This window comes from Pseudomonas sp. LAMO17WK12:I10, assembly GCF_900215185.1.
In the GTDB taxonomy this organism is placed as follows: domain Bacteria; phylum Pseudomonadota; class Gammaproteobacteria; order Pseudomonadales; family Pseudomonadaceae; genus Aquipseudomonas; species Aquipseudomonas chlororaphis.
This window is the reverse complement of the sequence record NZ_OBDX01000012.1, coordinates 115,710-132,658: the sequence shown is the minus strand read 5'-3', so window position 1 is coordinate 132,658 and position 16,949 is coordinate 115,710. Positions and strand designations below refer to the sequence as shown.

15 protein-coding genes and 2 pseudogenes are annotated in these 16,949 nt (G+C 61.8%); 9 read left to right on the top strand and 8 right to left on the bottom strand.

Annotated elements, in window-relative coordinates; genetic code table 11:
• Positions 1–85: 85 nt before the first annotated feature.
• Positions 86–199, bottom strand: a pseudogene (locus CRO75_RS15210) (DUF4142 domain-containing protein); the annotation flags it as partial.
• A 516-nt stretch (positions 200–715) separates the two neighbouring features.
• Between CRO75_RS15210 and CRO75_RS15205 the strand changes: the two are divergent.
• From CRO75_RS15205 to CRO75_RS15195, 3 genes are read left to right on the top strand one after another with little or no spacing between them, the layout of a single operon-like run.
• On the top strand, positions 716–1,945 hold the full coding sequence (locus CRO75_RS15205) for a dTDP-4-dehydrorhamnose 3,5-epimerase family protein (protein WP_097136524.1): 1,230 nt from the start codon (positions 716–718) through the stop codon (positions 1,943–1,945).
• Positions 1,946–1,997: 52 nt separating this feature from the next.
• A complete protein-coding gene (locus CRO75_RS15200; RefSeq protein WP_097136522.1) occupies positions 1,998–2,270 on the top strand; it encodes a hypothetical protein in 273 nt (90 codons plus the stop codon).
• Positions 2,271–2,307: 37 nt separating this feature from the next.
• The gene (locus CRO75_RS15195; RefSeq protein ID WP_239990588.1) at positions 2,308–3,549 is read left to right on the top strand and encodes an MFS transporter; all 1,242 of its coding nucleotides are present in this window, start codon (positions 2,308–2,310) and stop codon (positions 3,547–3,549) included.
• Between the two features lie 16 nt (positions 3,550–3,565).
• On the opposite strand, the gene CRO75_RS15190 is transcribed toward CRO75_RS15195, so the two are convergent.
• The 5 genes from CRO75_RS15190 to yiaY all read right to left on the bottom strand — a co-directional run bounded on the left by CRO75_RS15190 (position 3,566) and on the right by yiaY (position 8,159).
• Positions 3,566–4,090: a DUF4142 domain-containing protein gene (locus CRO75_RS15190; protein WP_009042541.1), complete on the bottom strand. Its 525-nt coding sequence runs from the start codon at positions 4,088–4,090 to the stop codon at positions 3,566–3,568.
• A gap of 138 nt (positions 4,091–4,228) precedes the next feature.
• Entirely contained in the window at positions 4,229–5,575 is a 1,347-nt protein-coding gene (locus CRO75_RS15185; protein ID WP_085530041.1) for a sensor domain-containing diguanylate cyclase, read from the bottom strand.
• Positions 5,576–5,685: 110 nt separating this feature from the next.
• On the bottom strand, positions 5,686–6,324 hold the full coding sequence (locus CRO75_RS15180) for a LysE family translocator (RefSeq protein ID WP_009042539.1): 639 nt from the start codon (positions 6,322–6,324) through the stop codon (positions 5,686–5,688).
• A gap of 127 nt (positions 6,325–6,451) precedes the next feature.
• The gene (fos, locus tag CRO75_RS15175; RefSeq protein WP_097136518.1) at positions 6,452–6,868 is read right to left on the bottom strand and encodes a fosfomycin resistance glutathione transferase; all 417 of its coding nucleotides are present in this window, start codon (positions 6,866–6,868) and stop codon (positions 6,452–6,454) included.
• Positions 6,869–7,010: 142 nt separating this feature from the next.
• Positions 7,011–8,159: an L-threonine dehydrogenase gene (yiaY, locus tag CRO75_RS15170; RefSeq protein WP_097136516.1), complete on the bottom strand. Its 1,149-nt coding sequence runs from the start codon at positions 8,157–8,159 to the stop codon at positions 7,011–7,013.
• A 157-nt stretch (positions 8,160–8,316) separates the two neighbouring features.
• Here yiaY and CRO75_RS15165 point away from each other — a divergent pair, with 157 nt between their 5' ends.
• Positions 8,317–9,336 carry a DUF4917 family protein gene (locus tag CRO75_RS15165; RefSeq protein WP_097136514.1) on the top strand — a complete coding sequence of 340 codons (1,020 nt, stop codon included), beginning with the start codon at positions 8,317–8,319 and terminating at the stop codon, positions 9,334–9,336.
• A 142-nt stretch (positions 9,337–9,478) separates the two neighbouring features.
• Here the strand turns inward: CRO75_RS15165 and CRO75_RS15160 are convergent, their stop codons facing one another.
• Positions 9,479–10,021 (bottom strand): XRE family transcriptional regulator, encoded by a 543-nt coding sequence (locus CRO75_RS15160; protein ID WP_009042535.1) that lies wholly within the window; start codon positions 10,019–10,021, stop codon positions 9,479–9,481.
• Positions 10,022–10,180: 159 nt separating this feature from the next.
• Between CRO75_RS15160 and CRO75_RS15155 the strand changes: the two genes are divergently transcribed.
• Together CRO75_RS15155 and CRO75_RS15150 are read left to right on the top strand one after the other, a co-directional pair.
• On the top strand, positions 10,181–10,963 hold the full coding sequence (locus tag CRO75_RS15155; protein WP_097136512.1) for an aldolase: 783 nt from the start codon (positions 10,181–10,183) through the stop codon (positions 10,961–10,963).
• Between the two features lie 30 nt (positions 10,964–10,993).
• Complete coding sequence (locus CRO75_RS15150; protein WP_097136510.1) at positions 10,994–11,881, top strand: dihydrodipicolinate synthase family protein; 888 nt, start codon at positions 10,994–10,996, stop codon at positions 11,879–11,881.
• A gap of 92 nt (positions 11,882–11,973) precedes the next feature.
• Here CRO75_RS15150 and CRO75_RS15145 read toward each other — a convergent pair whose 3' ends face one another.
• On the bottom strand, positions 11,974–12,309 hold the full coding sequence (locus CRO75_RS15145) for a YegP family protein (RefSeq protein ID WP_062823436.1): 336 nt from the start codon (positions 12,307–12,309) through the stop codon (positions 11,974–11,976).
• A gap of 216 nt (positions 12,310–12,525) precedes the next feature.
• Between CRO75_RS15145 and CRO75_RS15140 the strand changes: the two genes are divergently transcribed.
• From CRO75_RS15140 to CRO75_RS15130, 3 genes and pseudogenes are all read left to right on the top strand, one after another.
• On the top strand, positions 12,526–13,065 hold the full coding sequence (locus tag CRO75_RS15140) for an RNA polymerase sigma factor (RefSeq protein WP_097136509.1): 540 nt from the start codon (positions 12,526–12,528) through the stop codon (positions 13,063–13,065).
• Complete coding sequence (locus CRO75_RS15135; protein ID WP_097136507.1) at positions 13,062–14,033, top strand: FecR domain-containing protein; 972 nt, start codon at positions 13,062–13,064, stop codon at positions 14,031–14,033. Before CRO75_RS15140 ends, CRO75_RS15135 begins: the two co-directional genes overlap by 4 nt.
• Positions 14,034–14,154: 121 nt before the next feature.
• Positions 14,155–16,728, top strand: a pseudogene (locus CRO75_RS15130) (TonB-dependent hemoglobin/transferrin/lactoferrin family receptor).
• Positions 16,729–16,949: the final 221 nt, after the last annotated feature.

Genomic DNA, 16,949 nt, shown 5'->3' with positions numbered 1-16,949 from the left:
CTGAAAATGCCAGGGAGAGACGGCGACACCGGATGCGACGCGCCTTCAGGCCAGGCCTGAAGGCGCATCGGCGGCGGGACGGCACTCAACCGTCCAACTGATCCAGGGGCCGGCCAGCCTTGAGGGCCTTGGCCATTTGCAGGTGGTTTTGCAGTTTCGGCAGGGTCTCTTCGGCGAAGGCCTTGAGTTCCGGTACCTCGGGGATCAAGGACTTACCGCACAGGACCGGCGCGTGCTGCGCCAAGGGCATCTCCCTCGACCTGCCGGCCGCCAGTTCAAGGTGCTGACCGGCCTCGGCCCACGGCAGTTCCGGCAGAACGCCCCGCGGGCTGAAGTCTTATCGGATGAAGGAATACGCTGGGATGGAAACCAAACATTGTCTGAGAAAAAGAAGTTTATTCCTCTCATCGGTCCATTCTCTTGAGCGACCCACTTTGGTTCGATCTAAGCACTTAACAAAAGGAACATATACTAGATCTGAAACATTCAGCTCTATAACTTAATGTTCCATATGATTTTTATGATTCGCACTATTTTTGTGCCGTTGCGCACCATAAGATGGCGACCAGAAAACTCATAAACCTCACAAAAAAAGTTATTGACAAGCTTTCACCGGACAAGCACTTTTCAGCACCACAGCCGTTCACATAAACAACACCGAAGACGTCAGGACAGACGCTGGTGCAGATACGTTTTTCTGTCGAAAGAGGGATCTATGTTCGAGGAAATTGACAACGACACTCATCAGGCCGACTTTTTAATCCCAGGCCTCAGGTTCGAAAAGAACTCTGTCAGTAATACCTATGCTGGAAATGGCTGGTTCAGTCGAAAACTAATGTCCAGCAAAGGTCCGCTCATATCGGACTTCGTCACTCATGAACCAAACTTCAGTTATTCCACCTATGGCATACATGTCGGCCAGGACGATCGCCTGACATTCATGGGGGACAACGGCAAGAAAATAGAAGGTTATTTTGTCGATTGCCGAGAAGGCAGCCCTAGCTTCCATAAAATTATCCAACTCAGATTCTCGCCAAGCCTGCATCGACACTTGGTCATTCCACGAGGCGTGGCTCATACCTTCGATAACCTGGAATACATTGTCACCCGGGACGAACCAATCTGGCACTCGGATCAAGACAATACAGCATGGAACCTGGACAACGATCTTGTTTCAGTTCCGCGCACTACGGAACTTGCAAAGTTTCCAATAATCAAGGCCAACCGATATCGCTTGCCCGATGAAGCCCATCGTTTTCTTTCGAAGATTTCCCAGTCTTTGCTGGAGAACCCCAAGTCCTATCTGGCCCGATATCCGGTAACCATCCGCGGTACCGAACAGTATGTGACGTTCGAGCCCAAGACCTGGTCGGACGATGCCCACAGCGTCGCTGAACGGCTTACGGACGAGGAGTTCTGCGGCGTACGGATAAAACGCAACCGCTATGCCCTGACTGGCGCCAGGTCCTATACGCTGGTGCCCAATACCGCCTCCTGCGTGGCCGACGTCCTGGTGCTTCCAGCATCCGTTCCGGGCACTCCTCACCAGTATTACTGGCACGCCAGAACGAAAAAGACCTATACCTTCCTCAATAATCAGGAACTGCAAATTGACTTGAGCCTAATTGATCTCAGGCATGACTCCGCCACTTACGGCCAGCACAAATCTCTCCAGGTCATTTGTGACCCACGCACCAGCATTCATATTGAGCAAGGTATTGCCTACACGTTCAATTGCAGCAAACCGACATTGGTTCGTTGTGAACATGAAGTCTTCGTCAGTCAGAACGAGCCGCGCTCGGACATTCCCATGTTCGGCCAGGACTTGATTCCATTCGCTGTCGACCAGCCTTATCCAAATATCAAACTACCTGATATGCGTTGCCCGGACATCCTGCTGTACAAGATGGCCAAGTTCGAGCAGCAGACACTGAAAGTAACTTAGTTTTTGGGGTGTGCACCCAAGTTGCAAACTTACTGACATCATGGAGATTCACATGAAAGCAACTCAAGAAGCAGTATCCTGGAAAGAAGAGCTGGCTGACCTGGTTGGCTCGGCTCAAAACGCAGAAGAGTCTCTGGCTCTTGCCGCGTTCGAGAAAGCCCTGTCTCCTTATCTGCAAGAACCTGGAGCACTGCGTACACTCCTGGGCAAGATACAAGCCATGGAAATTGTTGCGCTGGATAGCCTTACGGCCAAACAGGAGTTCAACAGCATAGAAGAACTCCAATCGTTCTTGCCTGCCAATATCAAAGCCCAGGCTGCGTGATACCGGGCATATAAAAAATTTAACGGATTAAATTTCTGTGCACACCTCTTTCAATTCAACGGCGCGGTCAGTCTGGTCCTTTGTGGCCCTGGGGGTATTACTCATACTTTCCGAAGCCATCTACGACCTGGTATTCGCCAACCTTGCCTACTCCATCAGCGGAACGACGCTGGCCGTTACCACCACCTACGCCATCGGCTATAGCGCTGAAATACTGGTGACCTTGCTAGGCGCGGGTTTTATCGATCGTTTCAACAAATGGAAACTGTTCATTGCCACGCAACTGGTAAACATCGCGGTGTTTGCCCTGGCCGTTCTTGTGCTTCGGGTCTACGACCGCTCCGTGGAATGGGTGTGGTTCTTTGCCTTCTTCGTCGACCTGATCCATCAGTATTCACGGCTGATCCTGTTTGCCTTGATCCCGTTCCTTTTCACTGCTGGCGACATCCCCAGAATCAACGGCCTGCTCGCCACCTTCAATGGCGTCGCCAGGACCCTGGGGCCGGTCATCGGGGCCCTGGTCATTTTCAACGTCGGCTTGTCGATCTCACTGCTGGCCTCCATTGCCTTCATGCTGGCCGCGCTCGCCTTGACGATCAGCCTGAGTACCTTGAATGGGCAAACCTCGCCCCTCGATATTGCCAGCACCTCGTTTGTCCAACGTTTCCAGGAAAGTGTCACCGGCGCTTCGAGAGCCACCATCGATCTATTGCGCGCTCCACGGTGGCGGTATTTCCTCGCCTCTTATGCCACCTGCCTGCTGGTGGTCAGCGTGCTGGCGCTCCTGTGGGTCCCCCTGCTTCGGGGCTTTCATGGGTTTTCCGAAGTGCAGACCGGCTACCTGTTCTCCGTTGGAGCGGCAGGTGCCATAGCCGGCGGACTCGCCTTGCGCGCCAGTGGCCAGGCCTCCCGGGTGCCGAGCACGATATTGCTGTCGCACCTGATCATGATCTCGGGGGTCTGCATCACGTTATGCCTGCGCGGCAATATCTGGCTCGCGGGCATCGGCATGTTCGTATTCCAGTTCGGTACCACACTGTATTTCCGTACCACGGCCAGTGCCATCCAGCTCACCGTGCCCAAGGAAATCATTGGTAGCTGGTATGGCTCGATAGACTTCATCAGCCGCTTTGCCGGGCTCGTGGGCATTTTGCTGGCGGGCTGGGCCTACGACAGGCTCGGGACCTACGCCATCTACTCGATACTCTTACTCTTGCTGGCACTGAGCAGCTTCAACTGGCGCGGCAGTCGCCAGGCTCGCTGGCTGGTCAATATCTGAGGCGGCACACCGCCGCTCAACCATCCAACTGATCCAGGGGCCGGCCAGCCTTGAGGGCCTTGGCCATTTGCAGGTGATTCTGCAGTTTCGGCAAGGTCTCTTCGGCGAAGGCCTTGAGTTCGGGGACCTCGGTGATTTGGGCCTGTTGCTGGATCTGCTCGATGGCTTCTTCGGTGGCCTTGACCTGGCTCTCGGCATAGGCGGCATCGAAGGCTTCGCCTTCCGGAACCTCGGGGATCAGCGCCTTGGCCTTGCTGATCACTTCTTCCCGGGGCGCTACGGGCAGGTCGAGTTTCCTGGCGATTTTCGCCAGGTGCTGGTTGGCGGTGGTGCGGTCGTTGATGACCACGATGGTGTAGTCCTTGACCGCCTTGGAAGAGGTCTTCTGGTGGGCCAGGCGACTGGCCTCGATGTCTGCCATGCCCTTGGCCGAAGCCTCATCGATAAACTCCGCGGGGGACTGGGCGAACGCCGCGCTGGCACTCAGGCCGAGCAGCAGCGCGAGGCAGGTGCGGGACAGATGGGTGGCCATGAAGCTCATGGTGTCGGCCTCCTTTGATCAGTTGACGGCGCACGGCGCCTGCACAGAGTGAGAGTTTTCAGGCCATCGAAGGTTTGAAAAAGTTGCATCGGCCACGACGAACGGTTGGCAAAAAAACGGCCTGATCGGCCGCTTCTTTCAGGCCCGGGACGGGCTCCGCTGGGCGCGCTTGGCCGCGTACATCGCCTCGTCGGCGTGCTTGAACAGCTGCTTTTCGTCATGGCCGTGTTCGGGGAACAGGCCGATGCCGATGCTCGGCAGAATGCTCAGTTGATGGCCATCCAGGCGCAGCGGCTCGTCGAGCGCCCGGCGAATCTTTCCGGCGACGATGCCGGCATCTTCCGCATGCTGGATACAGCCGAGCAGCACCACGAACTCATCGCCACCGATCCGCGCCACGGTGTCGCTCTCGCGCACGCAGGCCTTGAGGCGGTTGGCCACCGCCTGCAACAGCATGTCGCCGACGGCGTGGCCAAGTGTGTCGTTGACCTGCTTGAACCGGTCCAGATCGACGTAGAGCAAGGCCATGCGCCCGGACTCGCGACGGGCACGGGCCAGGGCACTGCGCAGGCGCTCACGGAGCAATTCGCGGTTGGGCAACTGGGTCAGCTGGTCGTACTGGGCCATGTACTGCAGGCGCGCATGCAGCTGCTTGCGCTCGATGGCGGTGGCGAGCTGGGCGCAGACGTATTGCAGCAGTTCCTTGTCCTGCTCGGTGTATTGCTCGTCGCCCGGCGCGCTCTTGACGATCAGCGCGCCGATGGTGCCTTTCTGCGAATTGAGTGGCACCCCGAGCCAGCAGGGCGAGTACGGGTCGGCGGCATCCGACAGCGGTGACAGCGGCCCATAATTGCCGGGAGTCAGCAGCAACGGCTGGCCACTGCGGATCACCTCGGCGCACAGGCTGCCGGTCAGCGTGCCCGGCTGCTCCGGACAGCGCTCGCGGTCGTCGACGTGATAGGGAAAGCTCAGCGCCTGGCATTGCTCGTCGTACAGCGCCACGGAGAAATTCAGCGCCGGCAGCCATTCACCGATGATCCGGTGCACGCGCCGGAACAACGCCAGCAGGTCCTCGGTGGCATGGGCCGCTTCGGAAATCGCATACAGCGCCGCCTGCCGCGACTCGGCCTGCTTGCGCTCGGTGATGTCGCGGGCCACGGCGATGCGCAGCTGGTCGACCTCGGACCAGCGCGCCGACCAGAGGATATGCGCGACCTGCCCGTCCTTGCGCAGGTAACGGTTCTCAAAGTTGGGCATGGATTCGCCAGCCATGATCCGCTCGGCGGCCTGCAGCGTGCGCAGGCGGTCCGCGGGGTGCACCAGCTCGATCATGCGCCGGCCGACCAGTTCGTCCGGCGTGTAACCGAAAATCCGCTCGCAGGCGGCGCTGACGAAGACGAAACGGCCTTCCACATCCACCGCACAGACGGCGTCCAGCAGAAGGTCGATGAAACTGGCCAGGGGCGCGGAGTTGTTGGTTGCCATCAGGGAACGACACTGCCTGTGAAGATAAAGCGCCGAGTATCAATCCCTGGTTCTGGCAGCGGCGCAGGGCCGCTGCGGGTCCGTGGCTGTCGCAACCTTGCGGACAGCCTTTATGCCTTGTTCGCCAGCAATCCCGGAACGGCATGCAGCAAGGCGTTGATGGCAAACCCGATGAACATCACGCCGCAAAGCCGGGTGATCGCCAGTTCGTGGCGCTGATACAGGGTCCGCACCCGCCGCGCACCGACGATGCCAATCAGAATAGCGTATGCGCCGATGCCGCCGAGGAAACTGAGGAAGATCAGCCAGGGCAGCATCGACCAGTTGAGCAGCTCGGCACGGCTGGACAGCAGCGCGGTAAAGGTCGCCACGGCCACCGGGTACGCCTTGGGGTTGGTCAGGCCGAACAGGATGCCGTGCCAGAACGGCTGGCGCGCCGGGCCCTGGGGTTCCTGCCCGTTGCTGCGCTGGCTGCGGATCGCCCGCAGGCCGAGCCAGAACAGATACAGGCCGCTGAGCACGCCGAGCACATCGAAGGCCGTGCTGCCGATCTCCCGCGCGCCGACGATGGCGATCAGCGCGGTGCTGCACCAGATCACGTCGCCCAGCAGATGCCCGCAGAGAAAGCCGGCCCCGGCCCGCCGCCCGCGCGCCGCGCCGATACCGAAGACCGCCAGCACGCCCGGCCCGGGAGTAATGCCATAGATAAAGCCCGAGGCGAGAACGGCCAGTAACAGCGAAGAAGTCATGCCTCACTCCGAAGCGCCGAAGGTGGCGCGGTTTTGATCGCAGGATTCTGCCGGCTTGTGCGCCCCCGCACCACCCCACCAGGGTCGCCATAACGACAACCAGCCGTCTTGAAGCGGCGGCGGGCGGTCATTCGTCGGTAAAGATCGTCATCCCGGCATAGGGCTGCTGCCGGCAGGCGCGCAAGCGCGAGGCCAGATCGCCGACATGGGCTTCCAGCGGGTGGCCGTCGGGGTCGAGGAAATAGAACGAGGCGCCTTCGCTGCGGTTGTCGCGCCACTCCCGCACGCCAGCAGCCCGCAGGCGCTGGACGAACGCCAGGAAATGCCCGGACTCGATGCTGAAGGCGTAATGGGTGTAGTCCGGCACTTCGGCCGAGCGGCGCGACGGGTCCAGCGACAGGCACAACCACAGGCCCGGCAGCGACAGATAGGCGCCGCTGTCCCAGCTGGCGTCCAGGCGCAGGCCCAGCAGGTCGCGGTAAAACCCCAGGCTGCGATTCAGGTCGGTCACGGCGAGGGTCAGATGGTTGAAGCCGGTGAGCATGCAAAGTCCTTGTAAGAGGAAGGTCCGTTTTCCTGCCAGTGGCCGGTTGGCAAGACGACCGCTAATAGCTCGTGCATTGGGACCAGCGCTGGCGCACCCAGGATAGCAAGGGCCCGAGCGCGCGGTAGAACATCTGTAGGTATCAGAACGCGTTGCGGAAGATTTCCTCGATCTGGCGCTGGTCGGCGGTGCGTGGGTTGGTCAGGCCGCAGGCGTCTTTCAGGGCGTTGGCGGCCAGGACCGGAATGTCCGTCAGCTTGGCGCCCAGGTCGCGCAAGCCGCTGGGGATCTCGACATCCTGGGCCAGGCTGCGAATGGCGCTGATGGCCGCCTGCGCGCCCTCCTCCGGGCTGAAACCGCGAATGTCCGCGCCCATGGCGTGGGCCACATCGGTCAGGCGTCCGGCGCAGACCATGGCATTGAAACTCTGCACATGGGGCAGCAGCACGGCGTTGCACACACCGTGGGGCAAGTCGTAGAAACCGCCCAATTGGTGCGCCATGGCATGCACGAAACCCAGCGACGCATTGTTGAAGGCCATGCCGGCGAGGAACTGGGCGTAGGCCATGTTTTCCCGGGCGACCAGGTCGCTGCCGTCGTGCACCGCCTGGCGCAGGTTCTGGCTGATCATGGTCATGGCTTTCAGCGCGCAGGCATCGGTGATCGGGTTGGCCGCGGTGGACACATAGGCTTCGATCGCGTGGGTCAGCGCGTCCATGCCGGTGGCAGCGGTCAGGCCCTTGGGCATGGCGACCATCAGCGCCGGGTCGTTGACCGACAGCAGCGGCGTGACGTTACGGTCGACGATGGCCATTTTCACGTGACGCTGCTCGTCGGTGATGATGCAGAAACGGGTCATTTCACTGGCGGTGCCGGCGGTGGTGTTGATCGCGATCAGCGGCAGTTGCGGCTTGGCCGAGCGGTCGACGCCCTCGTAGTCGCTGATATGCCCGCCATTGGTGGCGCACAGGGCGATGCCCTTGGCGCAGTCATGGGGCGAACCGCCGCCAAGGGAGACCACGAAGTCGCAGCCGCTCTGCTGCAATTGCGCCAGGCCCTTCTCGACGTTGCCGATGCTCGGGTTGGGCTTGGCGCCGTCGAAGATCACCGAATCGATGTCCTGCATCGCCAGCTTCTCGGCAATCATCCCGGCCACCCCGGCCTTGGCCAGGCCGGCGTCGGTGACGATCAGCGCCTTGCGAAAACCGTAGTTGCGGATCGCGACCATGGCCTCGTCGAGACAGTCGATACCCATGATGTTCACGGCGGGAATGAAAAAAGTGCTGCTCATGGCGCGTCCTCCAGGCTGGGATTGGATCAGCCGTGCCGATCCGACAAATGCGCACAGGATCGACCCATCGGTCACGCGCGTTGTTGATCTGGCTCAAGGGTCGGTCGTGATAAAGTCGGCGCCCTGTACACCTTCTGCCTTGAGACGACGAACCGCGATGATGGATTTCCAGGAATTTGATGCCGACCTTGAAGACTGGAACGCCTTGCGCGCCAGCACGCCGATCGCCGGCCTGCTGATCGGCAACGGCGCCAGCCGCGCGGTGTGGGAAGACTTCGCCTACGACTCGCTGTTCGAGAACGCCCGTACTGTCGAGGAAAAGCCCCTGAGCCCCTCCGAACTGAGCGTGTTCGACGCCCTGCAGACCCGCAGTTTCGAGCAGGTGCTGGGGGCGCTGAAGACCACCAGCCGGGTCAACAAAGCCCTGGCCGTCAGCTCCGCGGCGCCGCGCAATCGCTACTACGCGATCAAGGAAGCGCTGATCAATACCGTGCACGCGGTGCACATTCCGTGGCGCCTGGTGCGGCCGGCGACGCTGTCGCAGATCAACCAGGAACTGCGCCGCTACCGCACGGTGTTCACCAGCAACTACGACCTGCTCAACTACTGGGCGATCCAGCACGATGCCCAGGGCATCGACGACCTGTTCCAGGGCGCCGACCCGAGCTTCGACATCAGCCAGACCACCAGCGAACAGACCCGCGTGCTGTACCTGCACGGTGGCCTGCACCTGGTGCGCAACCAGGACGGCACCGCGCGCAAGCTGGGTTCCACCGAGGGCACGCTGCTGGGCAACTTCGCCATCAACAACACCCTCAAGACCCTCGACGATGTGCCGCTGTTCGTCAGCGAAGGCCCGGTGGCGGACAAGCTCAAGACCATTCGCGGCAGCGACTACCTGTCGTTCTGCTACCAGCAGTTGCTGAATCACAGCGACGCGCTGTGCATCTTCGGCCACGACCTCGGCTCCCAGGACAGCCACCTGGTGAGTGCCATCCGCCAGTCCAAAGTGCGGACCCTGGCGATCTCGATCCAGCCGCGCAGCAAGGCCTTCATCCAGAACCAGAAGCGGCGCTACGCCAAGCTGTTCGCGGGGATGGAAGTGACGCTGCGCTTCTTCGATTCGAAGAGCCATGCGCTGGGCGATCCTGCGCTGTCGGTGCCGGTCGAACGCTGAAAGATCGGCCCGCGGCCGTGATGTCTACTCTGACCTGTAGCCGCTGCCGCAGGCTGCGATAAGGCCGAAGGCCTTCAGCGATCTCAAGGCCTTGCGCCCCCTTCGGGGTCGATCGCAGCCTGCGGCAGCGGCTACAAGCACATCACTCCTCGCCGCTGTGCACCACCACCAGCAACTGCGCCTGCACCTCGCCCACCGAGCGCAGGCGGTGGGGTTTCTGCGCGTTGAAGTGCAGCGCGTCGCCCCGGTTGAGGATCACCCGCTCGTTCATGAAATCCACTTCCACCTGCCCTTCGTGGACAAACAGGAACTCCTCCCCCAGGTGTTCCTTGAAGCTCTTGTCGGTGAACTCGCTGGGCGGGTAGATGATGAACGGCAGCAGGCTGCGCTCGCTGACCTGATGCGCCAGCACCGCATAACCCGGCGCCTGGTCGTTGGCCGCCAACGACTGGCGTTCGTCGCTGCGCACCAGGCTGTAGCTGTCCAGGCTGACCTTGTCTTCGGCGAACAGCTCCTCGACGTTCACGTTCAACGCCCTGGCCAGTTTCAACGCCGCGGCGATCGAGGGCGTGTTCAGGCCGCGCTCGACTTTCGACAGGTAACTCTTGGTCATGCCGGATTTCTCGGCCAGGGCCTCCAGCGTCACGCCAAGTTTTTTTCTCAATAATTTCAAACGGATAGACATGTAGAACGGTTAACCCATCAAGGAGGCGACGATTTGTCCTTGCCAATGACACAAAGTGTCATATAGCCTCTTTAGTGTCATTTGCTTTCACCCAACGACCTTGCGAGCAGCGGGAGCTGGCAAATCCGACGTCCATTGCAACGACCCAAGGACACCGACATGGCCAAGACATTAGCACTACCCAAAGAGCAACTGGTCAGGCAAGCCCTGACCCAGATGCAAAACACCCTGGCGGATAATACGTGGACCGACCGGCAAAAGCTGGCCCTGACCTGCCGCATCCTGTTCGAGAACGGTCACGACTCCGGTCTTGCCGGGCAGATCACCGCCCGTGGCCCGCAGCCGGGCACTTACTACACCCAGCAACTGGGCCTGGGTTTCGACGAGATCACCGCGGGCAACCTGCTGCTGGTCAACGAAGACCTGGAAGTGCTCGAAGGCCACGGCATGCCCAACCCGGCCAACCGTTTCCACAGTTGGGTGTACCGCGCCCGCCCCGACGTGAATTGCATCATCCACACCCACCCGACCCACGTCGCCGCGTTGTCGATGATCGAAGTGCCGCTGGAAGTTTCCCACATGGACCTGTGCCCGCTGTACGACGACTGCGCCTTTCTCGAGGCCTGGCCGGGCGTGCCGGTGGGTAACGAAGAAGGCGAGATCATCTCCGCGGCCCTGGGCGACAAGCGCGCCATCCTGCTCTCGCACCACGGCCAGCTGTCCACCGGCGCCAGCATCGAAGAAGCCTGCGTGATCGCCCAACTGATCGAGCGCGCCGCCAAGCTGCAGTTGCTGGCCATGGCCGCCGGCACCATCAAGCCGATCCTGCCGGAGCTCGGCCGCGAGGCCCATGACTGGATCTCCAAGCCCAAGCGTCACGCCGCCGCCTTCAACTACTACGCTCGGCAGAACCTCAAGCAACACGCCGATTGCCTGAACTGAAATCCCCTCATTCATTAAAGGAGCGTCGCCATGTCGAACGCCAACATTCACGGCATCATCGGCTACACCATCACCCCGTTCACCGCCAACGGTGAGCAACTGGACCTGGACACCCTCGGCCGTTCCATCGATCGCCTGATCGACAGCGGCGTGCAGGCCATCGCGCCCCTGGGCAGCACTGGCGAAGGCGCTTACCTGAGCGACGCCGAGTGGGACCAGGTCGCCGAATTCAGCATCCGCCACATCGCCAGGCGCGTGCCGACCATCGTCAGCGTGTCCGACCTGACCACCGCCAAGGCCGTGCGCCGCGCGCGGTTTGCCGAGGCCAAGGGCGCCGATGCGGTGATGGTCCTGCCGACGTCCTACTGGAAGCTCAGCGAAGCCGAGATCCTCGCCCACTACCGCGCCATCGGCGACAGCGTCGGCGTGCCGATCATGCTCTACAACAACCCGGCCACCAGCGGCACCGACATGTCGGTGGAGCTGATCCTGCGGATCTTCCATGCGGTGGAAAACGTGACCATGGTCAAGGAGAGCACCGGCGACATCCAGCGCATGCACAAGCTGCAACTGCTGGGCGAAGGCCAGGTGCCGTTCTACAACGGTTGCAACCCGCTGGCCCTGGAAGCCTTCGCCGCCGGCGCCAAGGGCTGGTGCACCGCCGCGGCGAACCTGATCCCGCAGCTCAACCTGGACCTGTACCAGGCGGTGCTGGACAACGACCTGGAGCGCGCGCGCGAATTGTTCTACCGCCAGTTGCCGGTGCTCGACTTCATCCTCAAGGGCGGCCTGCCGACCACCATCAAGGCCGGGTTGAACATGACCGGTCTGCAGGTCGGCGACCCGCGCCTGCCGGTGTTCCCGCTGGGTGAAGCCGGGCGCAATCAGTTGCAGGCCATGTTGAACGCAGTGCGCTAAACGTCCCGCCTCCCCCCCTACAGCACGGGACAGCGCCCAACAAAAAGCCCGACAGGTTGTCCTGTCGGGCTTTTTTGTTTCAATGCAGAACGTCAGGCGGTCTTGTCTTTGATGGTCGTGCTCGGACCGTTGGTCTGCACGCTGGCAATGCCCGCGTCGCGCGCCGCCTCGGACGAATAGCGCTGGCTATTGCCGATGATCTGGTGGTTCGCGGCCTTGAGGTTGAAATAAGGTTTGCCGTCCTTGGAGACTTCCTTGGCGTAGCGGGCCTCGTTGGGACTGTTGGTCTGCACCGAAGCGATGCCGTTTTCGGCGGCGCCGCGGGAAGCGTACAACTCACTCGTCAAAATGGTTTCAGCATTGCCAGCCTTGAGAACGAAGCGGAACTGCCCGTCACTGCTTTTGCTTAATTCATACCATCCAGCCATGGTCCTGCTCCTGAGTGTCCAAAGATGCGAATGCACTTCGGATTAAAGCCTGTCTTTGCCGGTTTACCAGCGTTTTGGGGTGTGTTGCTGAGGCACGCAGCATCAGACAGGAAAAACCGCATCCGGTTCATGACGCGAAACTCATGCAGACAAATAGTAATAATTCTCGATATCATTCGCGACCTTTCTGCCCGGCAGCCCTTGCGAAGGATTTTCATGTCTCGCTTCAAGCCCGACCCCACCTCGGCGGACCCCGTCCGCGGGTTCTATGCAGACATCCTGCATTACCTGCGTAAACGCACGGACAACGCCAGCGATGCGGCGGACATGACCCAGGACGTCTTCACCCAATGGCTCGACTACCGTGACCGGGCCAAGGTCGAACAACCCCGCGCCTTTCTGTTCCAGATGGCGCGCAACCTGCTGCGCGATCACTGGCGCCGGCAGAAGGTCAGGCACAAGGTGCACCACGAACCGCATGCAGTAGAACCCGAGCCACTGGCCGATGAACATCACGAGCCACTGCCCGCGGCCCAGCGCCTGCAACGCCTGGAGCGCTTGAAGAGCGTGCTCGCCGAACTCTCGCCGCGCCGCCGCGAAGCCCTTATGCTGCACCGCTTCGAAGGCCTGAGCCAGGCGCAGATCGCCGAACGCATGGGCATCTCCCTGAGCATGGTGGAAAAACACATCGCCTTTGCCCTGCTGCACTGCAAGCAGCGCCTGGAACAGGAACACGGCAAGGAGCAAGCCCAATGACCCGCCCCCGCGACCCTCAACATGAGCACGAGCACCCGATCGACAGCATCGATGCCCAGGCGGCCGGCTGGTTCACTCGCAATCGCGACGATCACAGCCAGGCCACCCGCGACGCTTTCAAGACCTGGTCCAGCGAACCGGCCCATGCCCGGGCCTACGCCGAGTTCGAACACTTGTGGGCCGACCTGGCCGAACTCGAACCACTGAACCGACCGACGCCGCTGCCAGTGCGCAAAAAGCCGCGCTGGCGCCCGGCCCTGGCGGTCGCCGCCGCGTTGGTCTGCGCGCTGCTGGCCATCGAGCTGGGCGCCCCGCCGGCGATCCATTCGCAACAGATCGCCGCCCAGAGCACGGGCATGCGCAGCTTCAACCTGCCCGATGGCAGCACCCTGTACGTCAACGCCAACACTCGCCTGCGCATCGACTTCACCGCGCAGCAGCGCAACCTCTACCTGGACCAGGGCCAGCTGTACCTGGAAGTCGCCGCCGACAAGGAACGGCCGCTGTGGGTGCATGCAGGCAACGCCCGGGTGCGGGTGGTCGGCACTGGCTTCGATGTGCGACGCGGCGAGAAACAACTGGTGGTCAGCGTCGCCCATGGCCAGGTGGCGTTCGTTCCCGATACGCAGAAGCCCGATTCGCTGCTGCTCGGCGCCCGCCAGCGCGGCATCTATGACTACGCCAGCGGCACCCTGCGGGAACAGGCGGTGAACGTCGCTGAGGTCGCCGACTGGCGCGGCGGCCACCTGGCCTTTCGCAATCGCGACCTGGCCAGCCTGGTGGACGAGCTGAACCTCTATCGCCGCCAGCCGGTGTTGCTGGCCGATGGCGCGCTGGGCAACTTCAAGGTCTCGGGCAACCTCGATGTGCGGGATCCGGACGCCCTGATCAAGGCCCTGCCGGCGCTGATCCCGGTGAAAACCGTGGCCCTGGCCGACGGCCGCGTGCGTATCGAAGCCCGACGCTGAAACCCATATGCGAATATTTTGCATTCGCATATGAGGTTTTATTTTGCTGACGCGTCTTCCTCCGGTCTGCGTTGTTTTACGCACACCTTTTCTGGCCTTTGTCGCCGCTCCGGGGGATTTCATGTTTCGCGCGCCTTATCACTTGCAGCTCATCTGTTCGCGTCCGACCCTGCTCGCCACCTGCCTGGCGTTCAGCCTGCAGGCCCAGGCCCAGGCTCAAGTCGAATCGTTCAACTTTGCCCTGCCCGCCCAACCGCTGGCGGCCTCGCTGAGCCAGGTGGCGCAGCAGGCGAAGATCCAGTTGCTGTTCGACGAAGAGTTGCTGCGCAACGTGAAGGCCCCGGCGCTGAAGGGCGATTTCAGCCCCGAGGCGGCGATCCGGCAACTGCTGGGCGGCAGCGAGTTCAGCCTGGTCAAGGTCGACCAGACCTACGTGGTGCGCCCCGCGGAAAACAGCAGCACCCGCAGTTCGGCGCTGCAGCTGGGGGCCATGAGCGTGATCGGCAGCGGCCTGGAAGTGGACTCCGCCACGGTCGGCCGCTCGACCCTGAACCAGGCCGAGATCGATCGCCACCAGGCCACCAACATTCCCAGCCTGATCGCCACCCTGCCCGGCGTCAGCCTCGGCGGCTCGCTCAAGCCCGGCGGCCAGACCATCAACATCTGGGGCCTGGGCGACGCCGAAGACGTGCCGATGAGCGTCGACGGCGCGACCAAGAGCGGCTTCGAACGCTACCAGCAGGGCTCGATCTTCATCGAGCCGGAACTGATCAAGCGCATCGAAGTGGAAAAGGGTCCGCACTCGCCCGAGACCGGCAACGGCGGTTTCGGCGGCACCGTGCACATGGAGACCAAGGACGCCCCCGACCTGCTGCAGGAAGGCCGCGACAGCGGCGCCATGCTCAAGTACGGCTACAGCAGCAACAGCCATGAGCAGGCCTACACCGGCGCGGTGTACGGGCGCACCGAGGACCGGCGTTTCGATGCCCTGGCCTACTGGACCAAGCGCGACGGCGACGACATGAAACTGGCCAGCGTCCAGCCGGACCCGCGCAACGCCTACCCGATCAACCCCAAGCGCCTGCCCAACACCGCCCAGGACCTGGACGGCGAGCTGTTCAAGCTGAACATGCAGCTGACCGACGAACACCGCCTGGGCTTCAGCTATATGCGTTCCAACAGCGATATCTGGGCGCCCTTCTCGGCCAAGAGCTACCCGACGCCGCCGACCCAGAACGATATCGACAAGTACGGCTACGACGGCGCCACCCGGCGCTTCCTGGCCCAGCGCAATACCATCGACACCACCTGACAGGCCAAGTACCAGTACACACCGCTGGACAACCCGTGGATCGACTTCGAGGCCAAGTACTCCGATTCCAAGACCAACCAGACCGACGAGCGTGGCCCGAACGCCTACACCCAGCCCGCCTCCGGTGGCCGCAAGATCACCGTGGGTTACGAGGACAGGATCCTCTCGCTGAAAAACACCAGCCGCTTCAACACCGGCCCGCTGGAACATGCCCTGACTCATGGCATCCAGATCCGCAAGCACACCCGCGAGGTGGACATGTGGATGCCGGGCAAGACCTATGAGGTGCCCAAGTACAACAACGGGCATTACCAACCGGGCTTCATGCCCCATGGCAAGGTCGATAACAACGCCTTCTATATCCAGGACGCCATCACCCTGGGCGACTTCACCCTGACCCCATCCCTGCGCTACGACCATGTGCGCAACCGTGGGCAGAAAAACGACGCGCCGATCTACAACAGCCCCGACCCGGTGGTCGGCCACGACTATGGCGACAAGACCTACACCGGCTGGTCGCCACGGCTGTCGGCGTTCTGGACGGTCACCCCGCAATTCGCCCTGTTCGCCGACTACAGCAAGACCTGGCGCGCGCCAGTGATCGACGAGCAGTACGAAGTCCAGGCGCCGGGCACCACCCGCTCGGCCACCAGCCGCGACCTCGATCCGGAGCGCATCACCGCGTTGCGCGCCGGTAATATCACCAGCTTCGCCAATGTGTTCAGCGATGCCGATAGCCTGCAAATCCGCACCACGGTGTTCCGCAACCAGATCAAAGACGAAATCATGAAGAACCTGGGGATCGGCTGCCCCGAGCAACTGAGCGGCGGCAAGAGCATTGGCCAGGTGTGCAACCAGCCGACGATCGGGGTCTACCGCAATATCGGCGACCTGACCATCAAGGGTTTCGAGGTCGAGAGCTTCTACGATTCGACCTACCTGTTCGGCTCGCTGTCCTACTCCTGGATCACCGGCAAGCATGAAGGCGCCTACACCAACCCCTGGGGGCCGAATGTCTGGGCGCGGGACATTCCGCCGCGCAAGTGGGTCGCCACCCTGGGGGTGAAAATCCCGCAGTGGGATGCGCAAGTGGGTTGGCAGGGCCAGTGGGTACGCCAGACCGACCGCGTGCCGAGCGACGTCTACCCGAGCGGCCCGGCCAGCGCCTTGGGCGACTCCTACTGGGACCAGTACGAGAACGACCGCTACAACGTGCAGGGCCTGTTCGCCAACTGGAAACCGCAGCAGCCGTACCTCAAGGGCACGGAAGTCAACTTCACCCTGGACAACATGTTCAACCGCGATTACCGCCCGCCCCTGAGCGGCGAAAACGCCTCAAGCCTGGGGCGTAACGCCAAGATCAGCGTGACCCGGTTCTTCTGAGCCGGGGGCGCTACCCCTGTAACCCCTGTAACCCCTGTAGCCGCTGCCGAGCCTGCGAGGCTGCGATCGACCCGAAGGGGCGCGGCGATCTTGCGACCGTCTGAGGTCCTGCGGACCTATCGCAGCCTCGCAGGCTCGGCAGCGGCTACAGGTATTGGTCAGGGAGAGGTGCTGGGCGGAGAAGAAGTTTCGCTTTGTTTTGTAAGGTATTTCCTAGAAAA

Excerpts from the sequence above, each read along its gene's own strand:
- CRO75_RS15145 (WP_062823436.1), bottom strand. The coding sequence starts at position 12,309 with ATGGCTGGATGGTATGAATTAAGCAAAAGCAGTGACGGGCAGTTCCGC.
- fos (WP_097136518.1), bottom strand. The coding sequence starts at position 6,868 with ATGCTCACCGGCTTCAACCATCTGACCCTCGCCGTGACCGACCTGAAT.
- CRO75_RS15190 (WP_009042541.1), bottom strand. The coding sequence starts at position 4,090 with ATGAGCTTCATGGCCACCCATCTGTCCCGCACCTGCCTCGCGCTGCTG.
- CRO75_RS15165 (WP_097136514.1), top strand. The coding sequence starts at position 8,317 with ATGATGGATTTCCAGGAATTTGATGCCGACCTTGAAGACTGGAACGCC.
- CRO75_RS15150 (WP_097136510.1), top strand. The coding sequence starts at position 10,994 with ATGTCGAACGCCAACATTCACGGCATCATCGGCTACACCATCACCCCG.
- CRO75_RS15155 (WP_097136512.1), top strand. The coding sequence starts at position 10,181 with ATGGCCAAGACATTAGCACTACCCAAAGAGCAACTGGTCAGGCAAGCC.
- yiaY (WP_097136516.1), bottom strand. The coding sequence starts at position 8,159 with ATGAGCAGCACTTTTTTCATTCCCGCCGTGAACATCATGGGTATCGAC.
- CRO75_RS15200 (WP_097136522.1), top strand. The coding sequence starts at position 1,998 with ATGAAAGCAACTCAAGAAGCAGTATCCTGGAAAGAAGAGCTGGCTGAC.
- CRO75_RS15205 (WP_097136524.1), top strand. The coding sequence starts at position 716 with ATGTTCGAGGAAATTGACAACGACACTCATCAGGCCGACTTTTTAATC.
- CRO75_RS15160 (WP_009042535.1), bottom strand. The coding sequence starts at position 10,021 with ATGTCTATCCGTTTGAAATTATTGAGAAAAAAACTTGGCGTGACGCTG.
- CRO75_RS15135 (WP_097136507.1), top strand. The coding sequence starts at position 13,062 with ATGACCCGCCCCCGCGACCCTCAACATGAGCACGAGCACCCGATCGAC.
- CRO75_RS15185 (WP_085530041.1), bottom strand. The coding sequence starts at position 5,575 with ATGGCAACCAACAACTCCGCGCCCCTGGCCAGTTTCATCGACCTTCTG.
- CRO75_RS15140 (WP_097136509.1), top strand. The coding sequence starts at position 12,526 with ATGTCTCGCTTCAAGCCCGACCCCACCTCGGCGGACCCCGTCCGCGGG.
- CRO75_RS15180 (WP_009042539.1), bottom strand. The coding sequence starts at position 6,324 with ATGACTTCTTCGCTGTTACTGGCCGTTCTCGCCTCGGGCTTTATCTAT.